26 protein-coding genes are annotated in these 24854 nt (G+C 47.5%); 17 read left to right on the forward strand and 9 right to left on the reverse strand.

Going from position 1 to position 24854, the window contains the following annotated elements; genetic code table 11:
* Positions 1-13 precede the first annotated feature (13 nt).
* Positions 14-1045: an L-threonine 3-dehydrogenase gene (gene tdh, locus ACKQAD_RS14840; RefSeq protein WP_409160863.1), complete on the reverse strand. Its 1032-nt coding sequence runs from the start codon at positions 1043-1045 to the stop codon at positions 14-16.
* A gap of 10 nt (positions 1046-1055) precedes the next feature.
* Positions 1056-2252, reverse strand: coding sequence for a glycine C-acetyltransferase (locus ACKQAD_RS14845; RefSeq protein WP_409160864.1), 1197 nt, complete (start codon positions 2250-2252; stop codon positions 1056-1058).
* A 242-nt stretch (positions 2253-2494) separates the two neighbouring features.
* On the opposite strand from ACKQAD_RS14845, the gene rfaD reads away from it, so the two are divergent.
* The 13 genes from rfaD (at position 2495) to coaD (ending at position 16221) form a co-directional block, all read left to right on the forward strand.
* Positions 2495-3427: an ADP-glyceromanno-heptose 6-epimerase gene (rfaD, locus tag ACKQAD_RS14850; protein WP_409160865.1), complete on the forward strand. Its 933-nt coding sequence runs from the start codon at positions 2495-2497 to the stop codon at positions 3425-3427.
* Positions 3428-3450: 23 nt separating this feature from the next.
* Entirely contained in the window at positions 3451-4518 is a 1068-nt protein-coding gene (gene rfaF, locus ACKQAD_RS14855; protein ID WP_409160866.1) for an ADP-heptose--LPS heptosyltransferase RfaF, read from the forward strand.
* On the forward strand, positions 4515-5498 hold the full coding sequence (gene rfaC, locus ACKQAD_RS14860; RefSeq protein WP_409160867.1) for a lipopolysaccharide heptosyltransferase RfaC: 984 nt from the start codon (positions 4515-4517) through the stop codon (positions 5496-5498). The genes rfaF and rfaC overlap by 4 nt, the downstream gene beginning before the upstream one ends.
* 26 nt (positions 5499-5524) lie before the next feature.
* Positions 5525-6778 (forward strand): O-antigen ligase family protein, encoded by a 1254-nt coding sequence (locus ACKQAD_RS14865; protein ID WP_409160868.1) that lies wholly within the window; start codon positions 5525-5527, stop codon positions 6776-6778.
* A 192-nt stretch (positions 6779-6970) separates the two neighbouring features.
* Entirely contained in the window at positions 6971-8041 is a 1071-nt protein-coding gene (gene rfaQ, locus ACKQAD_RS14870; RefSeq protein ID WP_409160869.1) for a lipopolysaccharide core heptosyltransferase RfaQ, read from the forward strand.
* Positions 8038-9153 carry a glycosyltransferase family 4 protein gene (locus ACKQAD_RS14875; RefSeq protein ID WP_409160870.1) on the forward strand — a complete coding sequence of 372 codons (1116 nt, stop codon included), beginning with the start codon at positions 8038-8040 and terminating at the stop codon, positions 9151-9153. Before rfaQ ends, ACKQAD_RS14875 begins: the two co-directional genes overlap by 4 nt.
* A 77-nt stretch (positions 9154-9230) precedes the next feature.
* Entirely contained in the window at positions 9231-10241 is a 1011-nt protein-coding gene (gene waaO, locus ACKQAD_RS14880) for a lipopolysaccharide 3-alpha-galactosyltransferase (protein WP_409160871.1), read from the forward strand.
* Positions 10242-10290: 49 nt separating this feature from the next.
* Positions 10291-11304 carry a glycosyltransferase family 8 protein gene (locus tag ACKQAD_RS14885; protein ID WP_409160872.1) on the forward strand — a complete coding sequence of 338 codons (1014 nt, stop codon included), beginning with the start codon at positions 10291-10293 and terminating at the stop codon, positions 11302-11304.
* Between the two features lie 91 nt (positions 11305-11395).
* Entirely contained in the window at positions 11396-12187 is a 792-nt protein-coding gene (locus ACKQAD_RS14890) for a glycosyltransferase family 2 protein (RefSeq protein WP_409160897.1), read from the forward strand.
* 78 nt (positions 12188-12265) lie between these two features.
* Positions 12266-13186 carry a glycosyltransferase family protein gene (locus ACKQAD_RS14895; RefSeq protein ID WP_409160873.1) on the forward strand — a complete coding sequence of 307 codons (921 nt, stop codon included), beginning with the start codon at positions 12266-12268 and terminating at the stop codon, positions 13184-13186.
* 135 nt (positions 13187-13321) lie between these two features.
* Complete coding sequence (locus tag ACKQAD_RS14900) at positions 13322-14146, forward strand: glycosyl transferase (RefSeq protein ID WP_409160874.1); 825 nt, start codon at positions 13322-13324, stop codon at positions 14144-14146.
* A 278-nt stretch (positions 14147-14424) separates the two neighbouring features.
* The gene (gene waaA / locus ACKQAD_RS14905) at positions 14425-15702 is read left to right on the forward strand and encodes a lipid IV(A) 3-deoxy-D-manno-octulosonic acid transferase (RefSeq protein ID WP_409160875.1); all 1278 of its coding nucleotides are present in this window, start codon (positions 14425-14427) and stop codon (positions 15700-15702) included.
* Between the two features lie 36 nt (positions 15703-15738).
* The gene (coaD, locus tag ACKQAD_RS14910) at positions 15739-16221 is read left to right on the forward strand and encodes a pantetheine-phosphate adenylyltransferase (RefSeq protein WP_409160898.1); all 483 of its coding nucleotides are present in this window, start codon (positions 15739-15741) and stop codon (positions 16219-16221) included.
* A 5-nt stretch (positions 16222-16226) separates the two neighbouring features.
* Here coaD and ACKQAD_RS14915 read toward each other — a convergent pair whose 3' ends face one another.
* The 5 genes from ACKQAD_RS14915 to radC all read right to left on the reverse strand — a co-directional run bounded on the left by ACKQAD_RS14915 (position 16227) and on the right by radC (position 19627).
* Positions 16227-17201: a glycosyltransferase family 9 protein gene (locus tag ACKQAD_RS14915; RefSeq protein ID WP_409160876.1), complete on the reverse strand. Its 975-nt coding sequence runs from the start codon at positions 17199-17201 to the stop codon at positions 16227-16229.
* Between the two features lie 67 nt (positions 17202-17268).
* Positions 17269-18078 (reverse strand): bifunctional DNA-formamidopyrimidine glycosylase/DNA-(apurinic or apyrimidinic site) lyase, encoded by an 810-nt coding sequence (gene mutM / locus ACKQAD_RS14920; RefSeq protein WP_409160877.1) that lies wholly within the window; start codon positions 18076-18078, stop codon positions 17269-17271.
* A gap of 230 nt (positions 18079-18308) precedes the next feature.
* Positions 18309-18476 (reverse strand): 50S ribosomal protein L33, encoded by a 168-nt coding sequence (gene rpmG, locus ACKQAD_RS14925; RefSeq protein WP_002442576.1) that lies wholly within the window; start codon positions 18474-18476, stop codon positions 18309-18311.
* 11 nt (positions 18477-18487) lie between these two features.
* Positions 18488-18724, reverse strand: a complete 237-nt coding sequence (rpmB, locus tag ACKQAD_RS14930) for a 50S ribosomal protein L28 (RefSeq protein ID WP_005967968.1) — start codon at positions 18722-18724, stop codon at positions 18488-18490.
* Between the two features lie 237 nt (positions 18725-18961).
* On the reverse strand, positions 18962-19627 hold the full coding sequence (gene radC, locus ACKQAD_RS14935) for a RadC family protein (RefSeq protein ID WP_409160878.1): 666 nt from the start codon (positions 19625-19627) through the stop codon (positions 18962-18964).
* 153 nt (positions 19628-19780) lie between these two features.
* On the opposite strand from radC, the gene coaBC reads away from it, so the two are divergent.
* From coaBC to slmA, 3 genes are all read left to right on the forward strand, one after another.
* Positions 19781-21058 carry a bifunctional phosphopantothenoylcysteine decarboxylase/phosphopantothenate--cysteine ligase CoaBC gene (gene coaBC / locus ACKQAD_RS14940; protein ID WP_409160879.1) on the forward strand — a complete coding sequence of 426 codons (1278 nt, stop codon included), beginning with the start codon at positions 19781-19783 and terminating at the stop codon, positions 21056-21058.
* Complete coding sequence (gene dut / locus ACKQAD_RS14945) at positions 21036-21494, forward strand: dUTP diphosphatase (RefSeq protein WP_409160880.1); 459 nt, start codon at positions 21036-21038, stop codon at positions 21492-21494. Before coaBC ends, dut begins: the two co-directional genes overlap by 23 nt.
* A 114-nt stretch (positions 21495-21608) precedes the next feature.
* Positions 21609-22205, forward strand: coding sequence for a nucleoid occlusion factor SlmA (gene slmA, locus ACKQAD_RS14950; protein WP_039347914.1), 597 nt, complete (start codon positions 21609-21611; stop codon positions 22203-22205).
* Between the two features lie 48 nt (positions 22206-22253).
* Here the strand turns inward: slmA and pyrE are convergent, their stop codons facing one another.
* Positions 22254-22895, reverse strand: a complete 642-nt coding sequence (gene pyrE / locus ACKQAD_RS14955; protein ID WP_409160881.1) for an orotate phosphoribosyltransferase — start codon at positions 22893-22895, stop codon at positions 22254-22256.
* A 57-nt stretch (positions 22896-22952) separates the two neighbouring features.
* The gene (rph, locus tag ACKQAD_RS14960) at positions 22953-23669 is read right to left on the reverse strand and encodes a ribonuclease PH (protein WP_132457240.1); all 717 of its coding nucleotides are present in this window, start codon (positions 23667-23669) and stop codon (positions 22953-22955) included.
* A gap of 205 nt (positions 23670-23874) precedes the next feature.
* Between rph and ycjG the strand changes: the two genes are divergently transcribed.
* Positions 23875-24840, forward strand: coding sequence for an L-Ala-D/L-Glu epimerase (gene ycjG, locus ACKQAD_RS14965; protein ID WP_409160899.1), 966 nt, complete (start codon positions 23875-23877; stop codon positions 24838-24840).
* Positions 24841-24854 lie beyond the last annotated feature (14 nt).

The raw sequence follows: 24854 nt of genomic DNA on the forward strand, positions 1-24854 counted from the left end.
CGCCACGGTAAGGTTACGTCTCATCCCAATTGAGAATAACCTTACCCGACTGACCCGAACGCATGGCATCAAAGCCTTTCTGAAACGCATCAATGTGAAAGCGGTGGGTGATAATCGGTGACAAATCCAACCCAGACTGAATCAACGCCGACATTTTGTACCAGGTTTCAAACATTTCCCGTCCGTAAATGCCTTTGATAAACAGCCCTTTAAAAATCACCTCTCCCCAGTCAATCGACATCGGTTCGTGCGGAATACCCAACATGGCGATGCGCCCACCGTGATTCATCGCTTTCAGCATGGCGCGAAAGGCCGATGGCGCCCCCGACATCTCCAGGCCAATATCAAACCCCTCAGTCATACCTAATTCGATCATCACGTCAGCCAGATTTTCCTGCGATACATTGACGACACGCGTTGCTCCCATTTTGCTGGCCAGTTCCAGCCGGTACGCATTTACATCGGTAATGACGACATTCCTTGCGCCCACGTGACGGCACACCGCCGCCGCCATCATGCCTATCGGCCCTGCGCCGGCAATCAAGACATCTTCCCCCACTAAATCAAAGGAAAGTACGGTATGCACCGCGTTGCCGAAAGGATCGAAGATGGCCGCCAACTCGTCAGAAATATTGTCGGGAATGCGAAACGCGTTGTAGGCAGGAATCACCAGATATTCCGCGAACGAACCGGGACGATTGACCCCGACGCCAATGGCATTGCGGCATAAATGACGCCGCCCGGCACGACAGTTGCGGCAATAGCCGCAGGTAATATGGCCTTCTCCAGACACCCTGTCGCCAATATGAAAACCGTTAACTTCCTGACCAATGGCGACAATTTCACCAACGTACTCATGCCCGACGACCATCGGAACGGGAATAGTCTTCTGCGACCATTCGTCCCAGTTATAGATATGCACATCTGTTCCGCAGATCGCGCTTTTGCGGATTTTAATCATAATGTCGTTATGCCCGAGTGCTGGCATGGGGGAGTCTACCATCCAGATACCTTCTTCTGGCCGCAGTTTTGCCAATGCTTTCATGACGGTTTCCTTAGTCGATGACACCCAGACGTTTACCCACACGAACAAAAGCCTCGACGGCGAATTGGATTTGCTGTGGCGTATGGGCAGCCGACATTTGGGTGCGAATACGCGCCTGACCGAGGGGAACAACGGGATAGAAAAAGCCTGCGACGTACACGCCTTCCCGCTGTAGCGCCTGCGCAAAATCCTGCGCCAACTGCGCCTCGCCCAGCATGACGGGAATGATGGCGTGATCGGCCCCCGCTAGCGTAAACCCTGCGGCAGCCATCTTTTCACGGAACAGGCGTGCGTTTGCCCACAGGCGCTCACGCCGTTCGCCACTCTGTTCCAGCAAATCCAGTACCCTGAGCGATGCGGTGACAATCGCTGGCGCAAGCGCGTTGGAAAACAGATAGGGTCGAGAGCGCTGGCGCAGCCAGTCGATCACCTCACGTTTGCCCGCCGTATAACCGCCCGATGCGCCACCCAGCGCTTTGCCTAACGTTCCGGTAATGATGTCGATGCGATCCATCACTCCGCAGTGTTCATGCGTTCCGCGCCCCTGTTCCCCCAACAATCCCACTGCATGGGAATCATCAACCATAACAAGCGCATCGTAGCGATCCGCCAAATCGCAAATCCCCTGCAAATCGGCAATGACGCCATCCATCGAAAACACGCCGTCAGTGGCGATCATGACGTGCCTTGCCCCTTCCGCTTTGGCCAACTGTAGCTGCGCTTCTAACTGGCCCATATCGTTATTGGCATAACGGTAACGCCGCGCCTTCGAGAGCCGAATACCGTCAATGATCGAGGCATGGTTGAGCGCATCGGAAATAATCGCATCCTCCGGCCCCATCAGCGTTTCAAACAGCCCGCCGTTGGCATCAAAACAGGAGGAATAGAGAATCGCGTCATCCATTCCCAGAAAATCCGCCAGCTTACGCTCTAGCTGCTTATGGATATCCTGCGTTCCGCAGATGAAACGCACCGATGCCATACCAAAACCGTGGCTGTCCAATCCAGCTTTGGCGGCGGCAATCAGCTCAGGGCTGTCTGCCAGACCAAGATAATTGTTGGCACAGAAGTTCAGCAATCGAGCGCTGTCCATCACCTCGATTTCAGCCTGCTGCGCAGAGGTAATGATACGTTCCTCCTTGAACACGCCTTCGGTGCGTGCTGCCATGATTTGTGTCGTAAGTTGTTGATAAAAAGAGGATGGCATGGCGTGACTCTCCCATAAAAAGATCGCTTTATGGTTTTTAAGCTAGCGGATATGGGCAGAAATGCGGGGTAAACAGTCTGAAAATGCTGGCTTCATCACGGCCTGAATCATCTTAAAAAAACGGGGGCAACACGGGATAAATTAAGCTCTGGCTGCTTGCGATAAAATGAAATGCTATTATAGCGGTCATAAACAGTGTGGGGCGCGGTGCCTCACCGGCAAGATGAACAAAGGTCGCGCCCATGATTATCGTTACTGGCGGTGCCGGTTTTATCGGCAGCAATATCGTAAAATCTCTGAATGACATCGGCTATCGGGACATCCTGGTTGTCGATAACCTGAAAGACGGCACCAAGTTCGCCAATCTGGCCGATCTGGACATCGCCGATTATATGGATAAGGAAGACTTCATCGCCAGTATCGTTGCCGGTGACGATCTGGGCGATATCGATGCCGTATTCCATGAAGGCGCCTGCTCTTCCACCACCGAGTGGGACGGCAAATACATGATGGATAATAACTATCAGTATTCTAAAGACGTGCTGCACTACTGCCTCGATCGCAGCATTCCCTTCCTGTATGCTTCTTCTGCCGCAACCTACGGTGGCCGCAACAATAACTTCATCGAAGAACGTCAGTACGAGCAGCCGCTGAACGTCTACGGCTATTCCAAATTCCTGTTCGATCAGTACGTGCGTGAAATTCTCCCAGAAGCGGAATCGCAGATCTGCGGCTTCCGCTATTTCAACGTCTACGGACCACGCGAAGGCCACAAAGGCAGCATGGCGAGCGTCGCCTTTCATCTGAACAACCAGATTAATCAGGGTGAAAATCCGAAGCTGTTCTCCGGTAGCGAGAACTTCAAACGCGACTTCATCTACGTGGGTGATGTCGCCGCCGTCAACCTGTGGTTCTGGCAAAACGGTGTGTCCGGCATCTTCAACTGCGGCACAGGGCGCGCCGAATCCTTCCAGGCCGTTGCCGACGCCACACTCGCTTTCCATAAAAAAGGCAGCGTGGAATACATTGAGTTCCCCGAAAAATTGAAAGGTCGCTATCAGGCCTATACGCAGGCTGACCTCACCAACCTGCGTGCCGCGGGCTATGATAAGCCGTTCAAAACCGTCGCCGAAGGTGTGACAGAATACATGGCCTGGCTGAACCGTACCGTTTAATCGGATAAGGATTCATAAGCGGTATGAAAATTTTGGTCATCGGCCCTTCCTGGGTCGGCGATATGATGATGTCGCACAGCCTTTATCGTACGTTGAAGGCTGAACACCCGGAAGCGGTCATTGACGTGATGGCACCGGCCTGGTGCCGTCCGCTACTGGCACGCATGCCGGAAGTCAATCAGGCATTAGCCATGCCGCTCGGTCACGGCGCACTGGAGCTAGGCGAACGTCGCCGTCTTGGCGTTTCGCTGCGTGATACAGGCTACGATCGCGCTTACGTGCTGCCCAACTCTTTTAAATCCGCACTGGTCCCGTTCTTTGCCAACATTCCGCAGCGTACAGGCTGGCGCGGCGAAATGCGTTACGGGCTGCTGAATGATTTACGCGTGCTGGATAAGGCTGCATTTCCGCTGATGGTTCAGCGTTACGCCGCATTAGCCTACGATCGTCGCCGTATTCGTCGTGCCGACGATCTACCGCAGCCGTTATTGTGGCCACAGTTGCAGGTCAATCAGGCCGAAATTACAGACATGATGCGGGCCTTCGATCTCAGCGATGCGCGCCCCATCATCGGTTTTTGCCCCGGTGCCGAATTCGGCCCCGCCAAACGCTGGCCGCATTATCACTATGCCGCATTGGCACAGACGTTGACCGAACGCGGCTACCAGATCGCGCTGTTCGGTTCTGCCAATGACCGTTCAGCCTGTGACGACATTCTTCAAGGATTAACAGAAGACGCACGACAGCATTGTACCAATCTGGCGGGGAAAACCTCGTTGGAACAGGCGGTGGTGCTGATCGCCGCGTGCCACGCCGTTGTCAGTAACGACTCTGGACTCATGCATGTTGCCGCGGCGCTTCATCGCCCGCTTGTCGCACTTTATGGCCCAAGTAGCCCTGACTTTACCCCGCCACTCTCTCATCAAGCCGAGGTGATTCGGCTGATCACCGGCTATCATCGGGTGCGTAAAGGCGATGCCGATCAAGGCTATCACCAGAGTTTGATCGACATTCAGCCCGAACGCGTACTCAGCGCACTGGATAAGTATCTCGTTTCGCAAGAAAACCAGGAGCCGGGAGCAGACGCATGAGAGTGCTGATCGTAAAAACGTCGTCGATGGGCGACGTGCTGCACACGTTGCCCGCCTTAACTGACGCGATGCAAGCGATTCCTAATATCCAGTTTGATTGGGTGGTTGAAGAGGGTTTTGCGCAGCTCCCCAGTTGGCACCCGGCGGTTTCACGCGTGATTCCGGTGGCGATACGCCGCTGGCGAAAAAGCTGGTTCAGCGCCTCAATACGTCAGGAACGGGCTGAATTTACGCGCCAACTACGCCAGTACCGTTATGATGCCGTGATTGATGCGCAAGGGCTGATCAAAAGCGCACTGCTGGTTACGCGGCTTGCCAACGGAAAGAAACACGGGCTGGACTGCAAGAGCGCGCGTGAGCCACTGGCAAGCTGGTTTTATAACTATCGTCATCCGATAAGCCGTCAACAACATGCCGTCGAGCGCGTACGGGCACTGTTTGCCGCCAGTCTGGGTTATAAGAAGCCTGTCGAACGCGGTGATTATGCGATTGCCTCGCGCTTCCTCTCCCAGCCGCCCGCCGACGCCAACCGCTATCTGGTGTTTCTCCACGCCACAACGCGCGATGAAAAACACTGGCCGGAAGCGCACTGGCGTGAACTGATTGCCCTATTGGCGCCGAGCGGACTATGCATCAAACTCCCTTGGGGAGCGGAACATGAGCATCAGCGCGCATTACGGCTGGCGGAAGGGTTCCCTCACGTTGAGGTTCTGCCACGCCTTACGCTGCAACAGGTCGCCGAGGTATTAGTTGGTGCCAAAGCCGTCGTTTCCGTCGATACCGGGCTTAGCCACCTGACGGCGGCACTGGATCGTCCGAATATCACCTTGTACGGACCAACCGATCCAGGGCTGATTGGCGGTTACGGGATGAATCAGGTGGTGGAAATGTCTGAAAGACAGAAAATGGAGACAATTCCCGCTAGCCTCGTCCATCAAAAATTAGAGAAGCTGATAGAATTACCTGCATCAGGCGAGTGATATCGCTCCCGACTGTGAACAAATACATGCTTAATGAATTAAGATATGAACTGAGCAAAACGCCCAGTATAGGTTCGGCTTTCGCACTGAAAGCCGTCTTTCCCGGCTGTTTACTCACGTTAGCCATCATGCCATTTAGCAGCATTCTTGCCGGGTGGATTTTTTATCTCACGGGTTCACTCTCCGTTTTCTATGTGGCGACACACCTAAAAACCGTAATAACGGCCAAACGACTGTTACTGATTCCACTTTGCCTGCTGGCTATCGGCTTGAGCAATCTCATCTGGTATCACCACTATTATCAACCTGATAGCCTTTTCCCTTATGTCTATAACGCTTACAGGACATCCGCGCATGCCGGTATTCTGGGCGCATTTATCCTGTTGACAACCCTGCATATTTCGCAAAAAAAGCAAAAGCAGCCGCTCTTCTATATCATTGCAATCTGTGTGTTAGCACTGGGCTACGCGTTCTATCAGGCATGCTTCAGTGGAATGCACCGCATTGGGCTAGCATTTGGTACAGCCACTAGCGCAGCCTATTTTCTTACCTTTATTGGGGCGCTAAGCGCGCAGGCGCTGCTTAAGCTTGATTCAGCCTATAAGTATTATCTCTATTTAGGACATTTTCTGTTAGTGACTATCGCTATTCTGCTAACAGAAACCCGGGCAGCAATATTCGTTTATCCTATTGTTGGCGCGACCATTTTATTATCAGAAGTCAGACACAATAAGCACCTGTTTATCAAAGCATTCATTGGCTCATCAGCCACTATTCTCCTGTGTTTATTCCTCTTCCAAGATACGCTTCATCAACGTGTCAACGATCTAATTAACGATGTACACAGCTATAGACTGAATAACAGTATGACATCGGTGGGGGCGCGCATCGCAATGTATCAATCTGGTATAGAAGCAGGGGAAGAAGCCTTACTCGGGCAATCGGCCGAACAGCGTGCAGAACATATCATTACACAAGCAAAACAAGAGTCTGAGCTATCTGGTGCAGTAGGATATTTGGATATCCATCTGCATAACGAAGTGATTGATGCCTTCTCCCTTAAGGGGCTACCGGGCACAATATTGCTGATATTGCTCTATGTCTCTTTATTTTATTTTTCATTTTTTGTTCTACGTAGCCACCTCTCTGCCGCACTGCTTTTTGCCCTGCTGATGTATGGACTTAGCGATGTCATTCTCTATTCACGAGACATGCTGATTGCGTGGCTGATGGCGTTTTGCCTTGGCACAACGCTGACAGGGAAATGGCTAAAAAAGTAGCCCTGTTATAATTAGCGTATGGCAGTCGTATTTACCTCTGTGAGAGGGGGATGGGTTTTAGTACCATAGCGCAAAATTAGCTATTCATGCTGTCGCGCTACATGGATGGGATCAGTCTTTTGGTAGCTGTTGAGCCAAAGGCGGTAGCGTGCCTGTAAAAATCATAACTTTTGATTACATGAAGGAAAACGAGTGAGTCAACGCATCATCTCTTATCGCCGGATTCTTGTGGTGAAGCTTAGATATCATGGCGATATGCTGCTGACCACTCCGCTCATCAGCACGCTGAAGGCAAATTATCCTGAGGCTAAAATCGACGTATTGCTATATCAGGACACGATGCCGATTCTGTCAGCAAACCCAGAGATATATCAGCTTTATGGGCTTAAGAGAAAAACAGGGACGCTTGCAGAGAAAATTCGTAATGTCACGGAAGTCAGACACGCACTGAAGAAAAATAATTACGATCTGATCGTCAATCTGGCTGACCAGTGGCCGATTGCGTTGTTAGTAAAATCGCTAGGAGGGTATAGCATTGCGCTTGATCGCGGTAATACGCTGAAAGGCAAAATCTGGCGTTTATTTTTTGATCATTGCGTTCCACCGATAGGTGAGCATATCGTTGAACAAAACCTCCATCTTCTAACACCGCTTAAACTGTCAACATCCAATAGACGTTCTCAGTTGTCACTACATTATCGTCAAGAAGATGCCCAAAATGTATTTAATAAACAACCAGACCTTTTAACGAAAAAGTATGTCGTTATCCAACCGACAACACGTCAATACTACAAATACTGGGACAACGACAAATTCGCTCAGGTTATTGACCATCTCAAAGAAAAAGATCTCGAAGTCGTTTTGACCTGCGGTCCTTCAGAAGATGATTTAAACGTGGTGCGCGACATTCACTCACAGTGCACGCATAAACCAGATATGACCTTTGCAGGCAAAACGAGCTTTCTGGAACTGGCAGCATTAATCGACAACGCCGTGCTATATATTGGCGTAGATTCAGCGCCGATGCACATGGCAGCCGCATTAAACACACCACTCGTAAGCTTATTTGGCCCAACAGACTACAAATTATGGCGCCCGTGGTGTGACCGCTATAAACAAATTTGGGCAGGGGAATATCAGCCTATGCCAGCTCAACATAATTACGATCAGACGGTTAAATATTTGTCCTGTATTCCTGCACAAGCGGTCATTGAGGCGTCGGAACACATGCTACAAGAAGCACAGACAGAGCACAGCAAATGAAAATCGCATTTTGCGTCTATAAATACTTTCCTTTCGGCGGGTTACAGCGGGACTTTCTGAGCATCGCACAAAATTGCCAAAAACGAGGCCACGATATTCGTGTTTACACAAGCGAATGGCAAGGCGACCAACCTGAAGGGTTCGACATTGTTCTCGTACCTATCTCTGGACTAGGTAACCATACTCGTCATCGCCACTTTTCCGACTGGATACAACGCCATTTACAACAGCACCCTGTCGATCGCGTTGTCGGATTTAGCAAAATGCCAGGGCTGGACTTCTACTATGCCGCAGAAGGCTGTACGGCAGAAAAGGCGGTTCAGGAAAAAGGCTTCTTTTATCGACTAACACCCCGCTACCGCGGCTACGCGGCACTTGAACGAGACGTGTTCGATAAAAACAGCCACACGCGTATGCTGATGCTAACGCCACGGCAAATTGCCCATTTTCAGAAGCATTACGGCACACAAGATGAACGCTTTTTTATGCTACCGCCGGGTATTTCACTGGACAGAAAGTACAGCACACGCTCTCCAGATATGCGCTCCCGCTTCCGTCAACAGCAGCATCTGGATGAAAACCAATTTGTTCTGTTACAAGTCGGTTCCGACTTCAAACGCAAAGGGGTTGGCCGTAGTCTGACCGCGATCGCCACCCTGCCAGAGGAAATACGCAATCGTGTTACCTTTCTGGTTGTCGGTCAGGACGATCCAAAACCGTTTCAACAACAAGCGGAACAACTCGGTATCGGTAAACAAATAGACTTCTTCTCTGGCCGAGACGACATTCCTGACTTTATGGCAGCCGCAGACTTGTTACTTCATCCGGCTCATCAGGAGGCCGCTGGCATCGTTTTACTTGAGGCTATCGCTGCCGGATTACCCATACTCGTCACCGATGCATGTGGTTATGCATTTTACATTGAGCGCTCGCAGGCCGGACAAGTCATCCCAGAACCCTTTAGCCAGGCAGCACTGAACCACGCGTTGTCACACGCACTCAGTCAGCCAGAAACGCTGAAACAGTGGGCAGAAAATGCCCGCTATTTTGCCGATACCGAAGATATTTATAGTCTGCCAGAAAAAGCGGCACAGTTGATTATCGAGTCATAATGATAAATGGAGACATATTCTGACTTGTTTCTTACAACACGTTATTCTTTCCGCTATTTATCCAACACGGTAAGCGCATGTACTTTGACAAAGAAAAAGTCATAAAAACTGTATACTCATTTTCCTATTCTGAAAAATGTGCCGAGTTAAACATAGCCTTTGGCACGGATGAAAAATTCATTTATGGCTGCGCCATCGCTATAGCCTCTACCCTATTAAAAAATCAAGAACATTCTTTATCTTTTCACGTATTTACCGATAAACTCAGTGATAGTGATAAAGCAAAATTTCAAGAAATGGCAGAGCAATACAATACAACCATTAACATCTATATCGTTGATTGCTCATGGTTAAAAACGTTACCAGAAACAAAACTCTGGAGCTATGCCATTTATTTTCGTTTTATTATTGCCGACTACTTCCATCAGATACTTGATAAAGTTCTCTACCTTGATGCAGACATTATATGTAATGGTTCACTGCAAGAATTAATAAAACTAGATGTTAGTAGTCATATCGCTGCCGTTGTTTTAGATGGTGATAGCAGCTGGTGGAAAGAGCGGGCACAAAAATTTCAGCAGCCTGAACTCAACGATGGTTACTTTAACTCCGGCGTTTTGTTAATTGAAATCAATAACTGGCATCGGGCATCTGTAACAGAAAACAGCATGCGTTTTTTGATCGATCCAGAGATGAAAAAAGTCATTACCCATCCTGATCAGGATGTTTTAAATATACTTTTGGCAGGAAAATTTTACCAACTGGATAATAAATACAACACCCAGTTTAGTATAAACTATGAATTAAAATATAGTCGTGGTAAGTCTGCCCCCATACCGATATCTACTGAGACTATATTTATTCATTACATAGGCCCAACTAAACCTTGGCATAAATGGGCCGCCAATTACAATTGTACAAAATATTTTTTGAAAGCAAAAAACAGTTCGCCATGGAGAAATGAGCCTCTCTTAGATGCTGTGACAGCAAGTAATATGCGATACTGTGCTAAGCATCAGTTTCATAACGGTGAAATTTTTCATGGGACACTGAGCTTCCTTAAATATCTTTATAAAAAAGCATTTTAAAAACGAACATTACGATCTACACACCAAATTTTTCTTTTAAGGTGATTCAATGGTCTTTTCATCGCATATTGATGTTCTTACAGTTTTCGAAAAGAGGCATCAGCCAATCGCCGATAATAACACGCTAAACGTTGCTTATGGCATAGATAAAAACTACGCCATGGGTTGTGGAATATCAATAGTATCAATTCTTATCAATAATGACATCGATTTTACATTCCATGTTTTTTCTGATGATTTTGATGATAAGTTTATTAAAAAATTAAATATTATTTCTGAAAAATTTAAAACTAAAATCGTCTTATATAGAATAGATTCTGAAATGTTAAAAACGTTGCCTTGTACCGATATTTGGTCGCACGCTATGTATTTCAGATTATTAGCTTTTTCCCACCTCTCAGAAAAAATATCAAATCTCCTCTATCTTGATGCGGATGTGATGTGTAAGGGCTCCTTAGCGCAACTTCAGAAACTGAATACAGCACCACATGTTGCAGCAGTAATTCGTGATTTGCCTGAAACGCAAAAAAAATCGGCAAGTCGATTAAAGATGGCTGCTTTAGAAGGAAAATATTTTAACTCTGGCGTTTTATTTGTAAATTTAACTATCTGGAATGAATTAAATTTAACGCAGAAGATTTTTGATAAATTAAGAGCCGGTGAAGAATCAATTCAATATCCAGATCAAGACGTGATTAATTTGTTATTACATGATAACGTAACCTTTCTCCCCAGAGAATATAATACTATTTACTCCATAAAAAATGAGTTAAAAGATTCAAGCCATCAGAAATATAAAGAAACCATAAAAAAAAATACTATCCTCATACACTACACGGGTGTAACCAAGCCTTGGCACAAATGGGGAAACTACCCATCAACATCATACTTTCAACGCGCCCTATTGGTCTCTCCCTGGTCAATTGAGGATTTAAAAGATGCTGAGACATTCGTAGAAATGAAGAAAAGATATAAGCATTTGTTGAAAAAAGGGAAATATTTCTCTGGGATACTGTGTGCCTTTAAATACAGTATAAAAAAACATTTAAAAAATAACCAATAAAATATTTTTCCCATCCTATTCTTACCATAGATATGGTGCATTATTTTAAAATGCAATCTGATATATAAACTAGTAGAAACCAAATGGAAAAATAGGTATGCGAAAAAAACTATCAGTCCTTATTATAACAAAAAATGAAGAAAAACTCATTCAAGAATGTTTAGAATCTATATCATGGGCAGATGAAATAATAGTCGTCGACTCTGGCAGTAGCGACAATACAATTGAAATTGCAAAGAAATATGGAGCAAAAATTTATCACTACGATGACTGGCTAGGGTATGGCAAACAAAGGCAAAGGGCTCAGACTCATGCTAGTGGTGATTATATTTTTTTCATTGATGCCGATGAAAGAATGACAAAAGAATTACGCACTGCTGTTGAAACAGTACTAAAAACGCCAGATATAATTACCGATACTGTATATGCATGTGCAAGACGAAATCTTTTCCTCGGTCGTTTTATGAAGCATAGCGGTTGGTATCCAGATAAAGTTATTCGTTTCTATGCTAACCAACATTATTATTATAACGATAATCAAGTTCATGAATCATTAAATTATGGCAACGCTGCTGTTAAATCATTAACTGGTGACCTACTACATTTAACCTGTCGTGATTTTTTAGAATTTCAAAAAAAACAATTGCGTTATGCGTCTGACTGGGCAAAAGAGCACCATGCCAAGGGTAAGCATTGTAGCTATATTTCTATTTTTTCTCATACAATGTTCTCCTTTATTAAAACATTAATACTAAGAGCCGGATTTTTAGACGGAAAACAGGGATTACTATTAGCTATAGTCAACGCTCAGTATACATTTAATAAGTATACCGAGTTATGGTCATATCAAGAAGTTAAAAATGATATAAACATGCCTAATTAACTCACATAATTCACTATTTAGTGAATTATAATTTTTCTTGATATATATTATATAGAGATATGTTTTGGAATAAATGTAATGAGAATTTCCTCTGTTGTCGTAATTTATAACTCTACACTAATAAAATCAGATACGTTAACCTCCTTATTAGCATGCCAAAAAGAGCAAATAGATATAACTATTTTAGTATGGAACAATGGCCCGGATTTTTTGGGTGAAGAAGACATAAAATCCTTTCTTATCTCTTGTAAAGAAAAAGGGATTAACGCGAGAATATATCAAGATATAAGAAATCTTGCTTTATCAAAAATCTATAATTTTTTCATTGATAATGAGGATTATGATTTTATCACTCTGTTAGATCAAGACTCAGTGCTACCAGTAGACTATTATACAAAAATATCTCCTCATATAAATGAGGATATTATTACTCCTATTATTATAGCAGAAAAAAATGGCATGCTAGCCCAAACAGACCCACATTTTTATGGTGATGTAAATATCATAATTCCAGAGGGTAAGGTGAAAATGAAAATAGACTCAGTTATGTCGGGTCTGGCCATATCACGACAAGGAACAAATAAAATAAAAGACTATAGACGCTATGTATTTGAAGAGAGGTTAGCCTTTTATGGTATAGATAGCGACCTATTCAGAACAATCAATATTATGAAAGAAAATGGATACCCTTTAGAAATTTATTGTACAAATAAGATCCATCACTCATTTGCAATGTTTAATTCAGAAGAAAATAAAAGCAAGTTCAGAGTAATGGAAATGTTTTACTTTCAATCGTTCATAAGAAATGAATATCAAAAAAAATCAAAATTTAGTACTTTATTTATTTACTTGAGAGACTTTCTCAGAAGGAAGGTAAAATTTGAAGTGGCTAAAAACCTGATAATATTCTCTATGGATAGCACACATCCAAGATCAAAAATCAACATAGAAAAAGACATCACCCCAACGAATAGTTACACTATAAAAAACAACAAATAAAAATAATGAGGTGAGACCATTAATAGCCTACTAAAAAATGACAACATCATTATAAATGCAATTGTTGTGTTATATAATTCAAGTATCGAGAACTCTTCGACTATCACATCCATTTTCAATACAAAAATCGATGATGTGAATATTAAAATACTCATATGGAATAATGGTCAAGACCTTTTTAATGAAGAGGACTTAAACAAATATCTTCATAACTGTAAACAAAAAGGAATCAGTACAGAAATTTATCAAGACATTAGAAATTTATCTTTAAGTAAAATATACAATTATTTTATCAACAAAAAAAACTACCATTTTATTTCTATATTTGACCAAGATACTCACATAGACAATTGTTTTTTTCAAAATATAAAGAACAATATTGAAAATGATATCATTTGCCCTGAAGTCTATTTATCAAATAAAGAAAACGTAAAAAGTAGCCCTGTATACAACAAGGCACAAGTTAATACTGAGTTTGTTAATGTTGGAGAGTTTAACGCAAGATCTATATTCACATGTGCATCAGGAGTAACATTATCATTAGGTTTAGTAAATAAAATTAGCGATAAATATGGATTTGTATTTAACGAAACATATGCGTTCTACTGGGCAGATCATGACTTATTTGAACGATTAAGATCTTTTGATTTTGTTAAAGGACTATGCATTGGGAAAATATTACATGACATGTCCGGAGTCGGTGATGAATTTGCTAAAATGAAGGAACCAACAAAGCTAGAGCACGGATACGGTCAAATACTTCGAAGAATATACAATGCTGAAAAATCAGGTTTCTTACGAAATTTCATTTATGCAATAAAATTCTCGATTAAATCTAAATGCTCAATAAGATCAAGTGTAAAAATAATCCAATGTGTTTTATTTAAAGCACACCCAAGATCAAAAAACAGAATAAATAAAAATATCGAACCTACACATAGACAAAACAATTATAATTAACCCACAGAATTATATGAACATTTATAAGACCATCATGATAGACTTAAGTAAGAGAAAATATTTTCAGTTAGTATTAGAATTTCCTCTCTCCTTGCTAAAATTAAAGATATCGATTCAAAAACTGCCATTGCTATACTTGTCGCGATGGGAAATCAATATTTGTAGCTAAGCCAGCCCCTGAGCTTGTATGAAGCACAGACAACAGCCGTTTTACAAATAGCCTTATCCTCACTAACCCGATAAAATCACCCCAGCGATAACCGATAACAGTAAACCTTATGCTACAAATTCTCTACACCATTATCCTATACCTCATCCAACCGTTGATTTGGCTTCGCCTGTGGCTTCGTGGCCGCAAAGCGCCGGCCTATCGGCGGCGTTGGGGTGAACGTTACGGTTTTTGTGCAGAGAAGGTTAAGCCAGACGGTATCATGCTGCATTCGGTGTCGGTAGGTGAAACGCTGGCCGCCATTCCCTTAGTGAGAGCCCTGCGCCACCGTTACCCCAATCTGCCAATCACAGTAACAACCATGACGCCAACCGGTTCCGAGCGCGTGCGCTCCGCTTTTGGCGACACGGTCTATCACGTTTACCTGCCTTATGATTTGCCCTGTGCTCTGAAACGCTTTTTTGACCAGGTTCGTCCGAAAATCGTCATCATTATGGAAACCGAGCTATGGCCAAACCTGATTGCAGAGCTGCACAAGCGCGAAATTCCGCTGGTTATTGCGAATGCAAGGCTGTCAGAGCAATCCGCTGCGGGTTATAAAAAAATTGGGAAGCTAATGCGCCATATCTTACGGCGCATTACCCTCGTTGCCGCACAGAATCAGGAGGACGGGAATCGATTTATCGATCTTGGCCTGAAGCGTTCAAGCCTGAAAGTAACCGGCAGTCTTAAATTTGATATTTCCGTAACGCCGGAACTGGCTGCACGCGCGGTTACATTACGCCGACAATGGGCGCCTCGCCGCCCGGTATGGATAGCCACCAGTACACACGAAGGTGAAGAAGCGATCGTTCTGGCCGCTCATCGACAACTGCTTGGTACCTATCCTGACTTATTACTGATTCTTGTGCCTCGCCACCCGGAACGTTTCGCCACCACGCAGACGTTGACAGAAAGTCTGGGATTCACCTACACGCTGCGCAGCAGTGGTGAACAACCTTCAGCCAGCACTCAGGTGGTGATTGGGGACACCATGGGTGAACTGATGCTGCTATACGGCATCGCCGATCTGGCGTTTGTCGGTGGAAGTTTGGTTGAACGGGGCGGGCATAATCCACTAGAAGCAGCGGCCCATGCTATTCCGGTGTTGATGGGGCCACACACGTTCAATTTCAAAGACATCTGTAACAAGCTAGGCCAGGCCAACGGATTGATTACCGTAACCGATTCAGACTCGCTTGGAAAAGAAGTAGGAAAACTGCTCGCTGACGAAGACTATCGCCTCTACTATGGTCGACACGCCGTAGAAGTGTTACACCAAAATCAGGGCGCACTACAGATGCTGCTTACGCTCCTGGAACCTTATTTGCCCCAGCGAACACAGTAAAGTCGCTACCGAGAAAGTAAATAAAGGGCTGATGTGATGACAACCAAAGCGATTTATCCCGGAACGTTCGATCCATTAACCAATGGTCATTTGGATCTGCTAACACGTGCAGCACGACTATTCGATCATGTGGTACTGGCTATCGCCGCCAGCCCAAGCAAGCATACGCTTTTCACTCTGGATGAGCGCGTGGCGCTGGCAAAGGGTGCCACACAGCATTTATCGAATGTCGACGTCATTGGCTTTAGCGATCTTATGGCACACTTCGCACAGCAGCAAAACGCCACTATTCTCGTGCGCGGTTTGCGAGCTGTTGCTGATTTCGAATATGAACTCCAGCTCACAAAAATGAATCACCATCTGATGCCGACGCTCGAAAGCGTTTTTCTGATGCCATCAGAAGAGTGGTCGTTTATTTCATCTTCTCTGGTCAAAGAAGTGGCACGTCACGGCGGAGACGTATCACATTTCTTACCCGATGCCATCGTTAGTGCCTTAATGGAAAAGCTCCACGACTAATACATTTATGGGATAAGAGAAATAACCGCGTCTTTGACCTCTGTCACGCTGATGCTGTCGATGCATTTACCAGAATGCAGAAGTACGTGTTTTACACCAATTGGATACCAACGCAAATATTTCTCTGGCCTTGCTTCGAATAGGCCAACAACCGGTATCTGCAACGCCGCCCCAAGGTGAACAGGCGCACTATCAGCCGACACAACCACATCCAATTGGCTCATCGCTGCTATAAGGTCAGGCACGGTTTCCGTGTCGATACATTGAACCTTAATGCCCTTAAGCGCATCTTGCTCCGGTTTCTCACCTGGATTAGAAAAAATAATGATATTGACGTCGTTGCCCAGTGACAGAGCAAGCGTATACCAACTTTCCCACGACCAGCGACGTTCATGTGCTTTATTCGATATAAAAAAACCGATATTTTTTTTACCGTTATTGCTTAATTTTTCTGACCATTGTTTTTTTAATTCTGGATTAGGATAAATATAAAGCTGTAAATCGTCGGTGCTCTTCACGCCAAGCTCCGGCATTAAGTCATATCCCGCTAATACTTCATGTTTTATTGGCCGATTGACAATATGTTCAATATTGCGGTCGTCAAACTCTGTCTCGGTCTTGTGCCAACGCGCGTCAGGCACATTCATCCATCTAGCGAACTGGATCGCATTCTTATTCATTCCGCCATTAGGAATTATCAGCAAATCAAAATTCAAACGCTTTAAACGCATAATCAAACGAAACTTATCGATTAATGAGCTGATTAAACCACCACGATTATTTCTCTCTCGGCTTTTGCTATAAACATACCGATGCACTTTTGCTACATCCGGGTTACCGTCAAGCGCATATGAATTATATTTGTTCGCTAATACATGAATTTCAGCAGTCGGCCATTTTCTTTTCAGAGAATGAATCAACGCTGTAGTGCATACCATATCACCCAGAAAATCGATTCTTATCAACAAAATACGCTGCATACTTCTTTTCCCTTAATGAGTATTATCGTCATTGTTATTTATCTGAATTTTTTATCCGCAACCCCCATTACACCTGACAGCGGCGGCAGAAAAACGTACTCCGCTGCCCATGCTTTGCGGTTTCTATCGGCGTCCCGCATGTACGACAAGGCTCACCGTTGCGGCCATAGACACGCAGCTCCTGCGCGAAATAACCGGGCTTGCCGTCTGATTGCAAAAAGTCACGCAACGTTGTGCCACCTTGCTCAATCGAAAGCTGTAGCACCTGTTTAATCACTCCCACCAACTGGGCTGCATCGTTTTCATTTAGCGATCCGGCCGCTCTGTCAGGATGGATGCCAGCTGCAAACAGCGATTCGCTCGCGTAAATATTTCCTACGCCAACCACCACTTTGTTATCCATAATCCACTGTTTGATTGCCGTCTTTTTACCGCGTGAGGCCTGATAGAGATAATCTGCGGAGAACTCCGCCTCTAACGGCTCCGGCCCCAGATGCGCCAATACTGAGCAGGTTTCAGGGTTATCCGTCCACAGCCAGGCACCAAAACGCCGGGGATCGGTGTAACGCAGCACTTTACCGCTGTCCATCACCAAATCAACATGATCGTGTTTCTCTGGCTCGTTATATTCCGGCAATACACGCAGGCTGCCAGACATGCCGAGATGCACAATAATCCAGCCGCGAGTCAGTTCAATCAGCAGATATTTTGCCCGCCGACGCACGCTGAGCACAGGCTCATCACTCAGCGAGAGGATCTCAGCCGATACCGGCCAGCGCAGGCGCGTGTTCCTGACTTCAGCATACAGAATGGTATGATCGACAAGATACGGCGAAATCCCCCGACGACTGGTTTCAACCTCAGGTAATTCAGGCATGGGCGTCTCCTGATAAAGGTGGCTACATTAGCATAAACAACATTTTCATAAACGACAGGATACCCTCTGTGACAGGCAGCAAGACAGAGGACACAACGGGAAACAGGGTAACTGCTGGCGTATTTTACCCGCAGTATTTACCACAAAACAGCAAAACCAAACCGACACGCGGGCTGACTGATGACGAAAAAAAACCCGACCAAGGCCGGGTTTTTATCAAGAAGCAGAAATTACTTAATTTTAGCTTCTTTGTAGACAACGTGCTGACGGACAACGGGATCGAATTTCTTCAGTTCCAATTTTTCCGGCTTAGTACGTTTGTTCTTCGTAGTGGTATAGAAGTGACCAGTACCAGCAGAAGAAACCAGCTTGATCTTCTCGCGAACACCCTTAGCCATGATTCAGTTCCTTAATACTTTTCACCACGGGCACGCAGATCGGCCAGAACCGTCTCAATACCCTTCTTATCAATAACACGCATACCTTTAGCAGATACACGCAGTGTTACAAAGCGCTTCTCGCCTTCAACCCAGAAACGGTGTGAATGCAGGTTCGGCAGAAAACGGCGTTTGGTCGCATTCAGTGCGTGGGAACGGTTGTTCCCGGCCACCGGACGCTTGCCAGTAACTTGGCAGACTCGGGACATGTCTATTCTCCAAAAATCAAATCAGCTCGAGCTTCGTATAGGGTTTGGCCGCCTCGTCAGGCTTTAGAGCCCATCTCAGCAACTTCACTGAAAAGACTCTGTCATCAGGATAAACCTGCTGAGATAGGCTCTTAACGCCACACCCAAGATTCTCAAAGGTGGCGTAGTATACGCTCTGAAGCGTAAGTGCTCAAGTCCCGAACAGCTAAAGATCCCATTGGATCGCGGAAATATCTGTTAAATCCAGCCGCGTTCGGCAAAAGAAACGTACTCGCCATGCCCAATCACCAAATGATCGAGCACGCGGATCTCCATTAACAGACAGGCTTTGACAATCTGTTCGGTTATCGCACGGTCAGCCTGACTCGGCTCCGCTTTTCCGGACGGATGATTATGCGCCAAAATCAGCGCGGCGGCATTTGCCTTTAGCGCTTCGCGCACAATTTCACGCGGGTGAACTTCCACGCTGTTAATCGTACCAACAAACATCTCCTGATGGCGAATAACGTGATGCTGATTGTCCAAAAACAGGACTAAAAAAACCTCACGCTCACGCCGGGACAGCAGCAATTGCAAATACTGACCAGTCGCCTGAGGATTCAGCATCACGTCCTCTTTCGCAAGACGAGAAAAAAACAGCCTACGCGACAGCTCTGTGATCGCCTTGATTTGCGTATATTTCGATATTCCCACACCTTTGGCGGTATGAAATGCGGATTGATCGGCTGTCATCAACTGATATAACGACCCGAACTGCACCAACAACTCTTCCGCCAACTGCATCACATGCACGCCGGGTAACCCTGTGCGTAAAAAAATTGCCAGCAATTCAACATCTGTCAGCGATTCCGCCCCTAAACGCACCAGTTTTTCACGCGGTGCCAATCCCTTTTCCCAACCCATCTCCCTCTCCCTATACCGCTCAGCGACATCATGTCACGCCTATAAAAACAGGACGATGGTGGTGATAAAAGGCTGCGAAGCGCTTCGCAATCTTCTTAGGTAAACAGCAGCGACAACCTTAAGATTCCTATCTGGCTGCAAGGTTATGGTAAAATGGCACATCTTCTGACTTTCAATCGGACCATGATGATGACGGATTTTTCCAGCCTGAATGCGCTCGCCGGCAAACGAATCGTGCTGGGTATCAGCGGCGGCATCGCCGCGTACAAGTGCCCGGAACTGGTTCGGCGCCTACGTGACGCCGGAGCCGATGTACGGGTTGTCATGACATCTGCCGCTAAAGCGTTCATCACCCCACTCACGCTGCAAGCCGTTTCCGGCTACCCGGTATCAGACGACCTGCTCGATCCTGCGGCAGAAGCTTCGATGGGTCACATCGAGCTGGGGAAATGGGCTGATTTAGTCATTCTTGCCCCCGCTACCGCCGATCTGATCGCCCGAGTCGCAGCGGGCATGGCGAACGACCTGCTGACCACGATTTGTCTGGCGACATCCGCCCCCATCGCCGTTGTTCCAGCGATGAATCAGCAGATGTATCGCGCAGAGCCCACGCAGGACAACCTGCGCACGCTGGCCGCCCGAGGTTTACCGATCTGGGGGCCGGATAGCGGCAGTCAGGCATGTGGCGATGTTGGGCCAGGCCGCATGATCGACCCGCTGGAAATTATCGGGCTGGCGCAGCGTCATTTTTCTGCCATCAACGATCTGCAACATCTGAACATTCTGGTCACCGCTGGGCCAACGAGAGAAGCACTGGATCCGGTTCGCTTTATCACCAATCACAGCTCTGGAAAAATGGGCTTTGCTATTGCACAGGCTGCGGCTGCCCGTGGTGCGAAGGTCACTCTGGTAAGCGGTCCGGTGTCGCTCGCCACACCGCAGGGCGTCACACGTATTGATGTCGGCAGCGCGTTGGAGATGGAGCATGCGGTGATGAAGCACGCAGTCCAGCAGCACATTGTGATCGGCTGTGCCGCGGTTGCCGACTATCGCGCCAAACATATTGCTGATGAGAAGATTAAAAAACAGCATCAGCAGGGCGATGAAATGACTCTCACTCTGGTCAAAAATCCGGATATTATCGCCGGTGTCGCAGCCATGACGAAAAATCGTCCTTATGTTGTCGGGTTTGCTGCCGAAACCCAGAATGTGGAAGAATACGCCCGGCAAAAACTGGCGCGTAAAAAGTTGGATCTGATTTGCGCGAACAACGTCTCTCTTTCCGGGCATGGTTTTAACAGTGAAACCAATGCGTTACACCTTTTTTGGCAAGGTGGCGACGTACCGTTACCGCAGTGCGACAAACGTCTTCTTGGCCAAAAATTAATCGACGAGATTATCAGCCGTTATGATGAAAAAAATCGACGTTAAGATTGTTGACCCACGTGTTGGGCAGCAATTTCCGTTACCCACCTACGCCACTCCGGGTTCTGCCGGGCTCGACCTACGTGCCTGTCTGGATCAGGCGATTGAACTCAACGCGGGGGAAACCACGCTTATCCCTACCGGGCTGGCGATTCACATTGCCGATACCGAGCTGGCAGCGGTGATCCTTCCTCGTTCAGGACTGGGCCACAAGCATGGCGTGGTGCTGGGGAATCTGGTTGGGCTGATTGATTCGGACTATCAGGGACAACTGATGGTGTCCGTCTGGAACCGTGGTCAACAAACGTTTACGATTGAGCCCGGCGAACGCATCGCACAGATGGTTTTTGTGCCTGTCGTTCAGGCTGAATTTAACCTGGTCGACGATTTCGTCAGCAGCGAACGTGGAGAAGGCGGCTTCGGCCACTCCGGCCGTAGCTAACGCGCTCCAGCCACCCCATAGTGTAAAAAATTCATATAAGCCACAGCGTGCTATCGCGACTGTGGCGCTACCGGGTGCTTGTCAGTCAAATATTTAGCAAGGGTCTTTTCAGACATGGCAGAAAAAGAAAGTACGAAAAGGAATCGCCGCGAGGAAATTTTGCAGGCGTTGGCGCAAATGTTGGAATCCAGCGACGGCAGCCAACGCATCACCACCGCAAAACTGGCAGCGAACGTCGGCGTGTCCGAAGCGGCGCTCTACCGGCACTTCCCCAGTAAAACGCGGATGTTTGATAGCCTGATTGAATTTATCGAGGATAGTCTGACCACCCGCATTAACCTGATTCTGCAAGATGAAAAAGAAACGTTTAATCGTCTTCGTCTGATTTTGCTGCTTATTTTAGGGTTTGCGGAACGGAATCCGGGTCTAACTCGCATCATGACCGGCCACGCGCTGATGTTTGAGCAGGATCGCTTGCAGGGGCGCATCAACCAACTGTTTGAGCGTATTGAATCCCAACTGCGTCAGGTATTACGCGAGCATAAACTGCGCGATGGCAAAGGCTTTCAGCATGATGAAACGCTGCTGGCCAGCCAGCTATTGGCATTTTGCGAAGGGATGCTGTCGCGCTTTATTCGCTCGGAATTCCGCTATCGTCCAACGCAGGAATTCGATACCCGCTGGCCGCTCTTGGCCGCACAGCTGAACTAAACGCCGCGATTACCCGCCAGACAGCGCTGGCGGGTTCGTGACTCAACGTTAAATCCCATACTGCTCACGATAGGCTTTCACCGCATCCAGATGCACCGCCATCTCCGGTTTTTCCGCCAGATAAGTAATCAAATCCTTCAGCGTAATAATTGAAATCACCTTGCACTGATAGTCGCGTTCAACTTCCTGAATCGCGGACAGATCGGCGCGGCCGCGCTCCTGACGGTCCAGCGCAATCATCACCCCCGCCAGTGTGGCACCGTGCAGACCAATGATCGCCATCGACTCGCGAATCGCCGTCCCCGCCGTAATCACATCATCCACCAGCATCACACGCCCCTGTAACGGGCTGCCGACCAGACTCCCCCCTTCGCCGTGATCTTTAGCTTCTTTACGGTTAAAGCAGTACGGCAGATCGCGATCGTGGTGTTCTGCCAGCGCCACCGCCGCGGTGGTGGCAATCGGAATACCTTTGTAAGCTGGCCCGAACAGCAGATCGAACGCCACACCGGAATCAACCAGCGCTTCCGCATAAAAACGCCCCAGTAAGGCCAGATCGCGCCCGGTATTAAACAGCCCGGCGTTGAAGAAATAGGGGCTGATACGCCCGGATTTCAGGGTAAACTCGCCGAACTTCAATACCTGCTTGCTGAGTGCAAACTCAATAAACTGGCGCTGGTAGGCTTTCATTACGGCATCTCCTCGTCTTCAAATATAAAAAAAGCGACCCATTGGTCGCTTTAAAAATCAATCAGCTAAGGCAGCTTTCTGCGCCTGAACGATGGTATCAATTCCCCCTCGGGCCAGCGCCAGCAGGGAGAGCAATTCTTCGTGGCTAAACGGCTCGCCTTCGGCGGTTCCCTGCACTTCAATCATGCGGCCATCTTCGGTCATTACCACATTCATGTCGGTTTCAGCGGCGGAATCTTCCACGTATTCCAGATCGCACAGCGCTTCGCCGTTAACGATACCGACGGAAACCGCCGCGACCATGCCTTTCATCGGGTTCTTCTTCAGCTTACCGTTGGCAACCATCTGGTTCAGCGCATCGGCCAGCGCCACGCAGGCTCCGGTGATGGATGCCGTACGCGTACCGCCGTCCGCCTGCAAGACGTCACAGTCGAGCGTAATGGTGTATTCGCCAAGCACTTTCAGGTCGATCGCCGCACGCAAGGAGCGCGCAATCAGACGCTGGATCTCCAGCGTCCGCCCGCCCTGCTTGCCCTTGGCCGCTTCACGGGCGTTGCGGCTGTGCGTCGCACGCGGCAGCATGCCGTATTCGGCGGTGACCCATCCTTGCCCCTGGCCTTTCAGAAAGCGCGGAACACCCTCTTCTACCGTGGCATTGCATAACACTTTGGTGTCGCCAAATTCGACTAACACAGAACCTTCGGCGTGCTTCGTGTAATGACGGGTCAATTTGAGGGGGCGTACTTGCTGTGCACTTCGGCCTGTTGGGCGCATGGCTCATCTCCGGCGGGTCAATGAAAACTGGCACGTATTATACACGAAATCCTTCGCGTTGCGGGAAAGCGCAACCAGAAAGCCATACCTTGAACTTAGGGTATAACCTGAGGTTATACCCTACTGATGAACAAGTATTCGTCAGTGATGATGCATCATGAAATAGTCCGTTCATTACCTGAGCGTTGATGAGAAAAAAATCATGATGCGGCATATGCAAATTGAAACCGTCAATCTGCCACTCGCCCGTCCTATGGCGGCAGAGAACGGTACGCGTCGCGCGGTTACCGTTATCCGCGTCGCATTGGAAGAAAAAGGATTTATTGGACAAGGCGAATGCACGCCAGTCGCCCATTATGGCGAGTCCGCCGACAGCGTATGTCGCCAGCTCTCAGCGATCCGTGAGGCAATAGAACACGGCCTGACCATCGAACAACTCCAGAAAGACTTATCACCAGGTGCGGCCAGAAATGCATTGGACTGCGCACTGTGGCGGCTCAACACCGCATTGAAAAAACAGACGCTGTGGCAGCGCCTTGGCATTCATCCTCCTACGTCTGTGGTCTGTGCGCAAACGTTGGCGCTCGACAGCGTGGAGAAAATGGCCGCGGCCGCATCCAATGCCGTGTCCCACGGCGGCCTGTTGCTGAAAATCAAATTGGATCGCGAGCTGATTCTGGAAAAGGTTGCCGCCATTCGTGCCGCAGCACCTAATGCCAGATTGATTATTGACGCGAGAGCAAGCTGGAGCGGGCTGGATTTACATAGCCTCTCCACGGCTCTGCTCCCCTATCAGGTCGCCATGATTGAGCAACCGCTTCCTGTCGGTAAAGATGAGGATTTGCAGCGCTTTGCTCACCCGATTCCCATCTGCGCGGATGAAAGCTGCCGCCACAGTGGCGACATCGTCGGGCTGCGTCGTCGTTACGACATGATCAACATCAAGCTGGACAAGTGTGGCGGGCTGACCGAAGCACTGGCGATGGTACGTGAGGCTCACTTTCACGGCCTGCGCATTATGGTCGGCTGCACACTGGGCTCGTCGATGGCGATGGAAGCCGCTCTGCCCGTCGCCGCCGATGCCGAGCATGTCGATCTCGACGGCCCTATCTGGCTGGCCGCCGACAGCTCGCCTTATCTGACTTATAACCTTGGCCGAATCTGGCTATGACGCAATCAACTTAT

This window comes from Pectobacterium artocarpous, assembly GCF_046159765.1.
Lineage (GTDB): Bacteria > Pseudomonadota > Gammaproteobacteria > Enterobacterales > Enterobacteriaceae > Pectobacterium.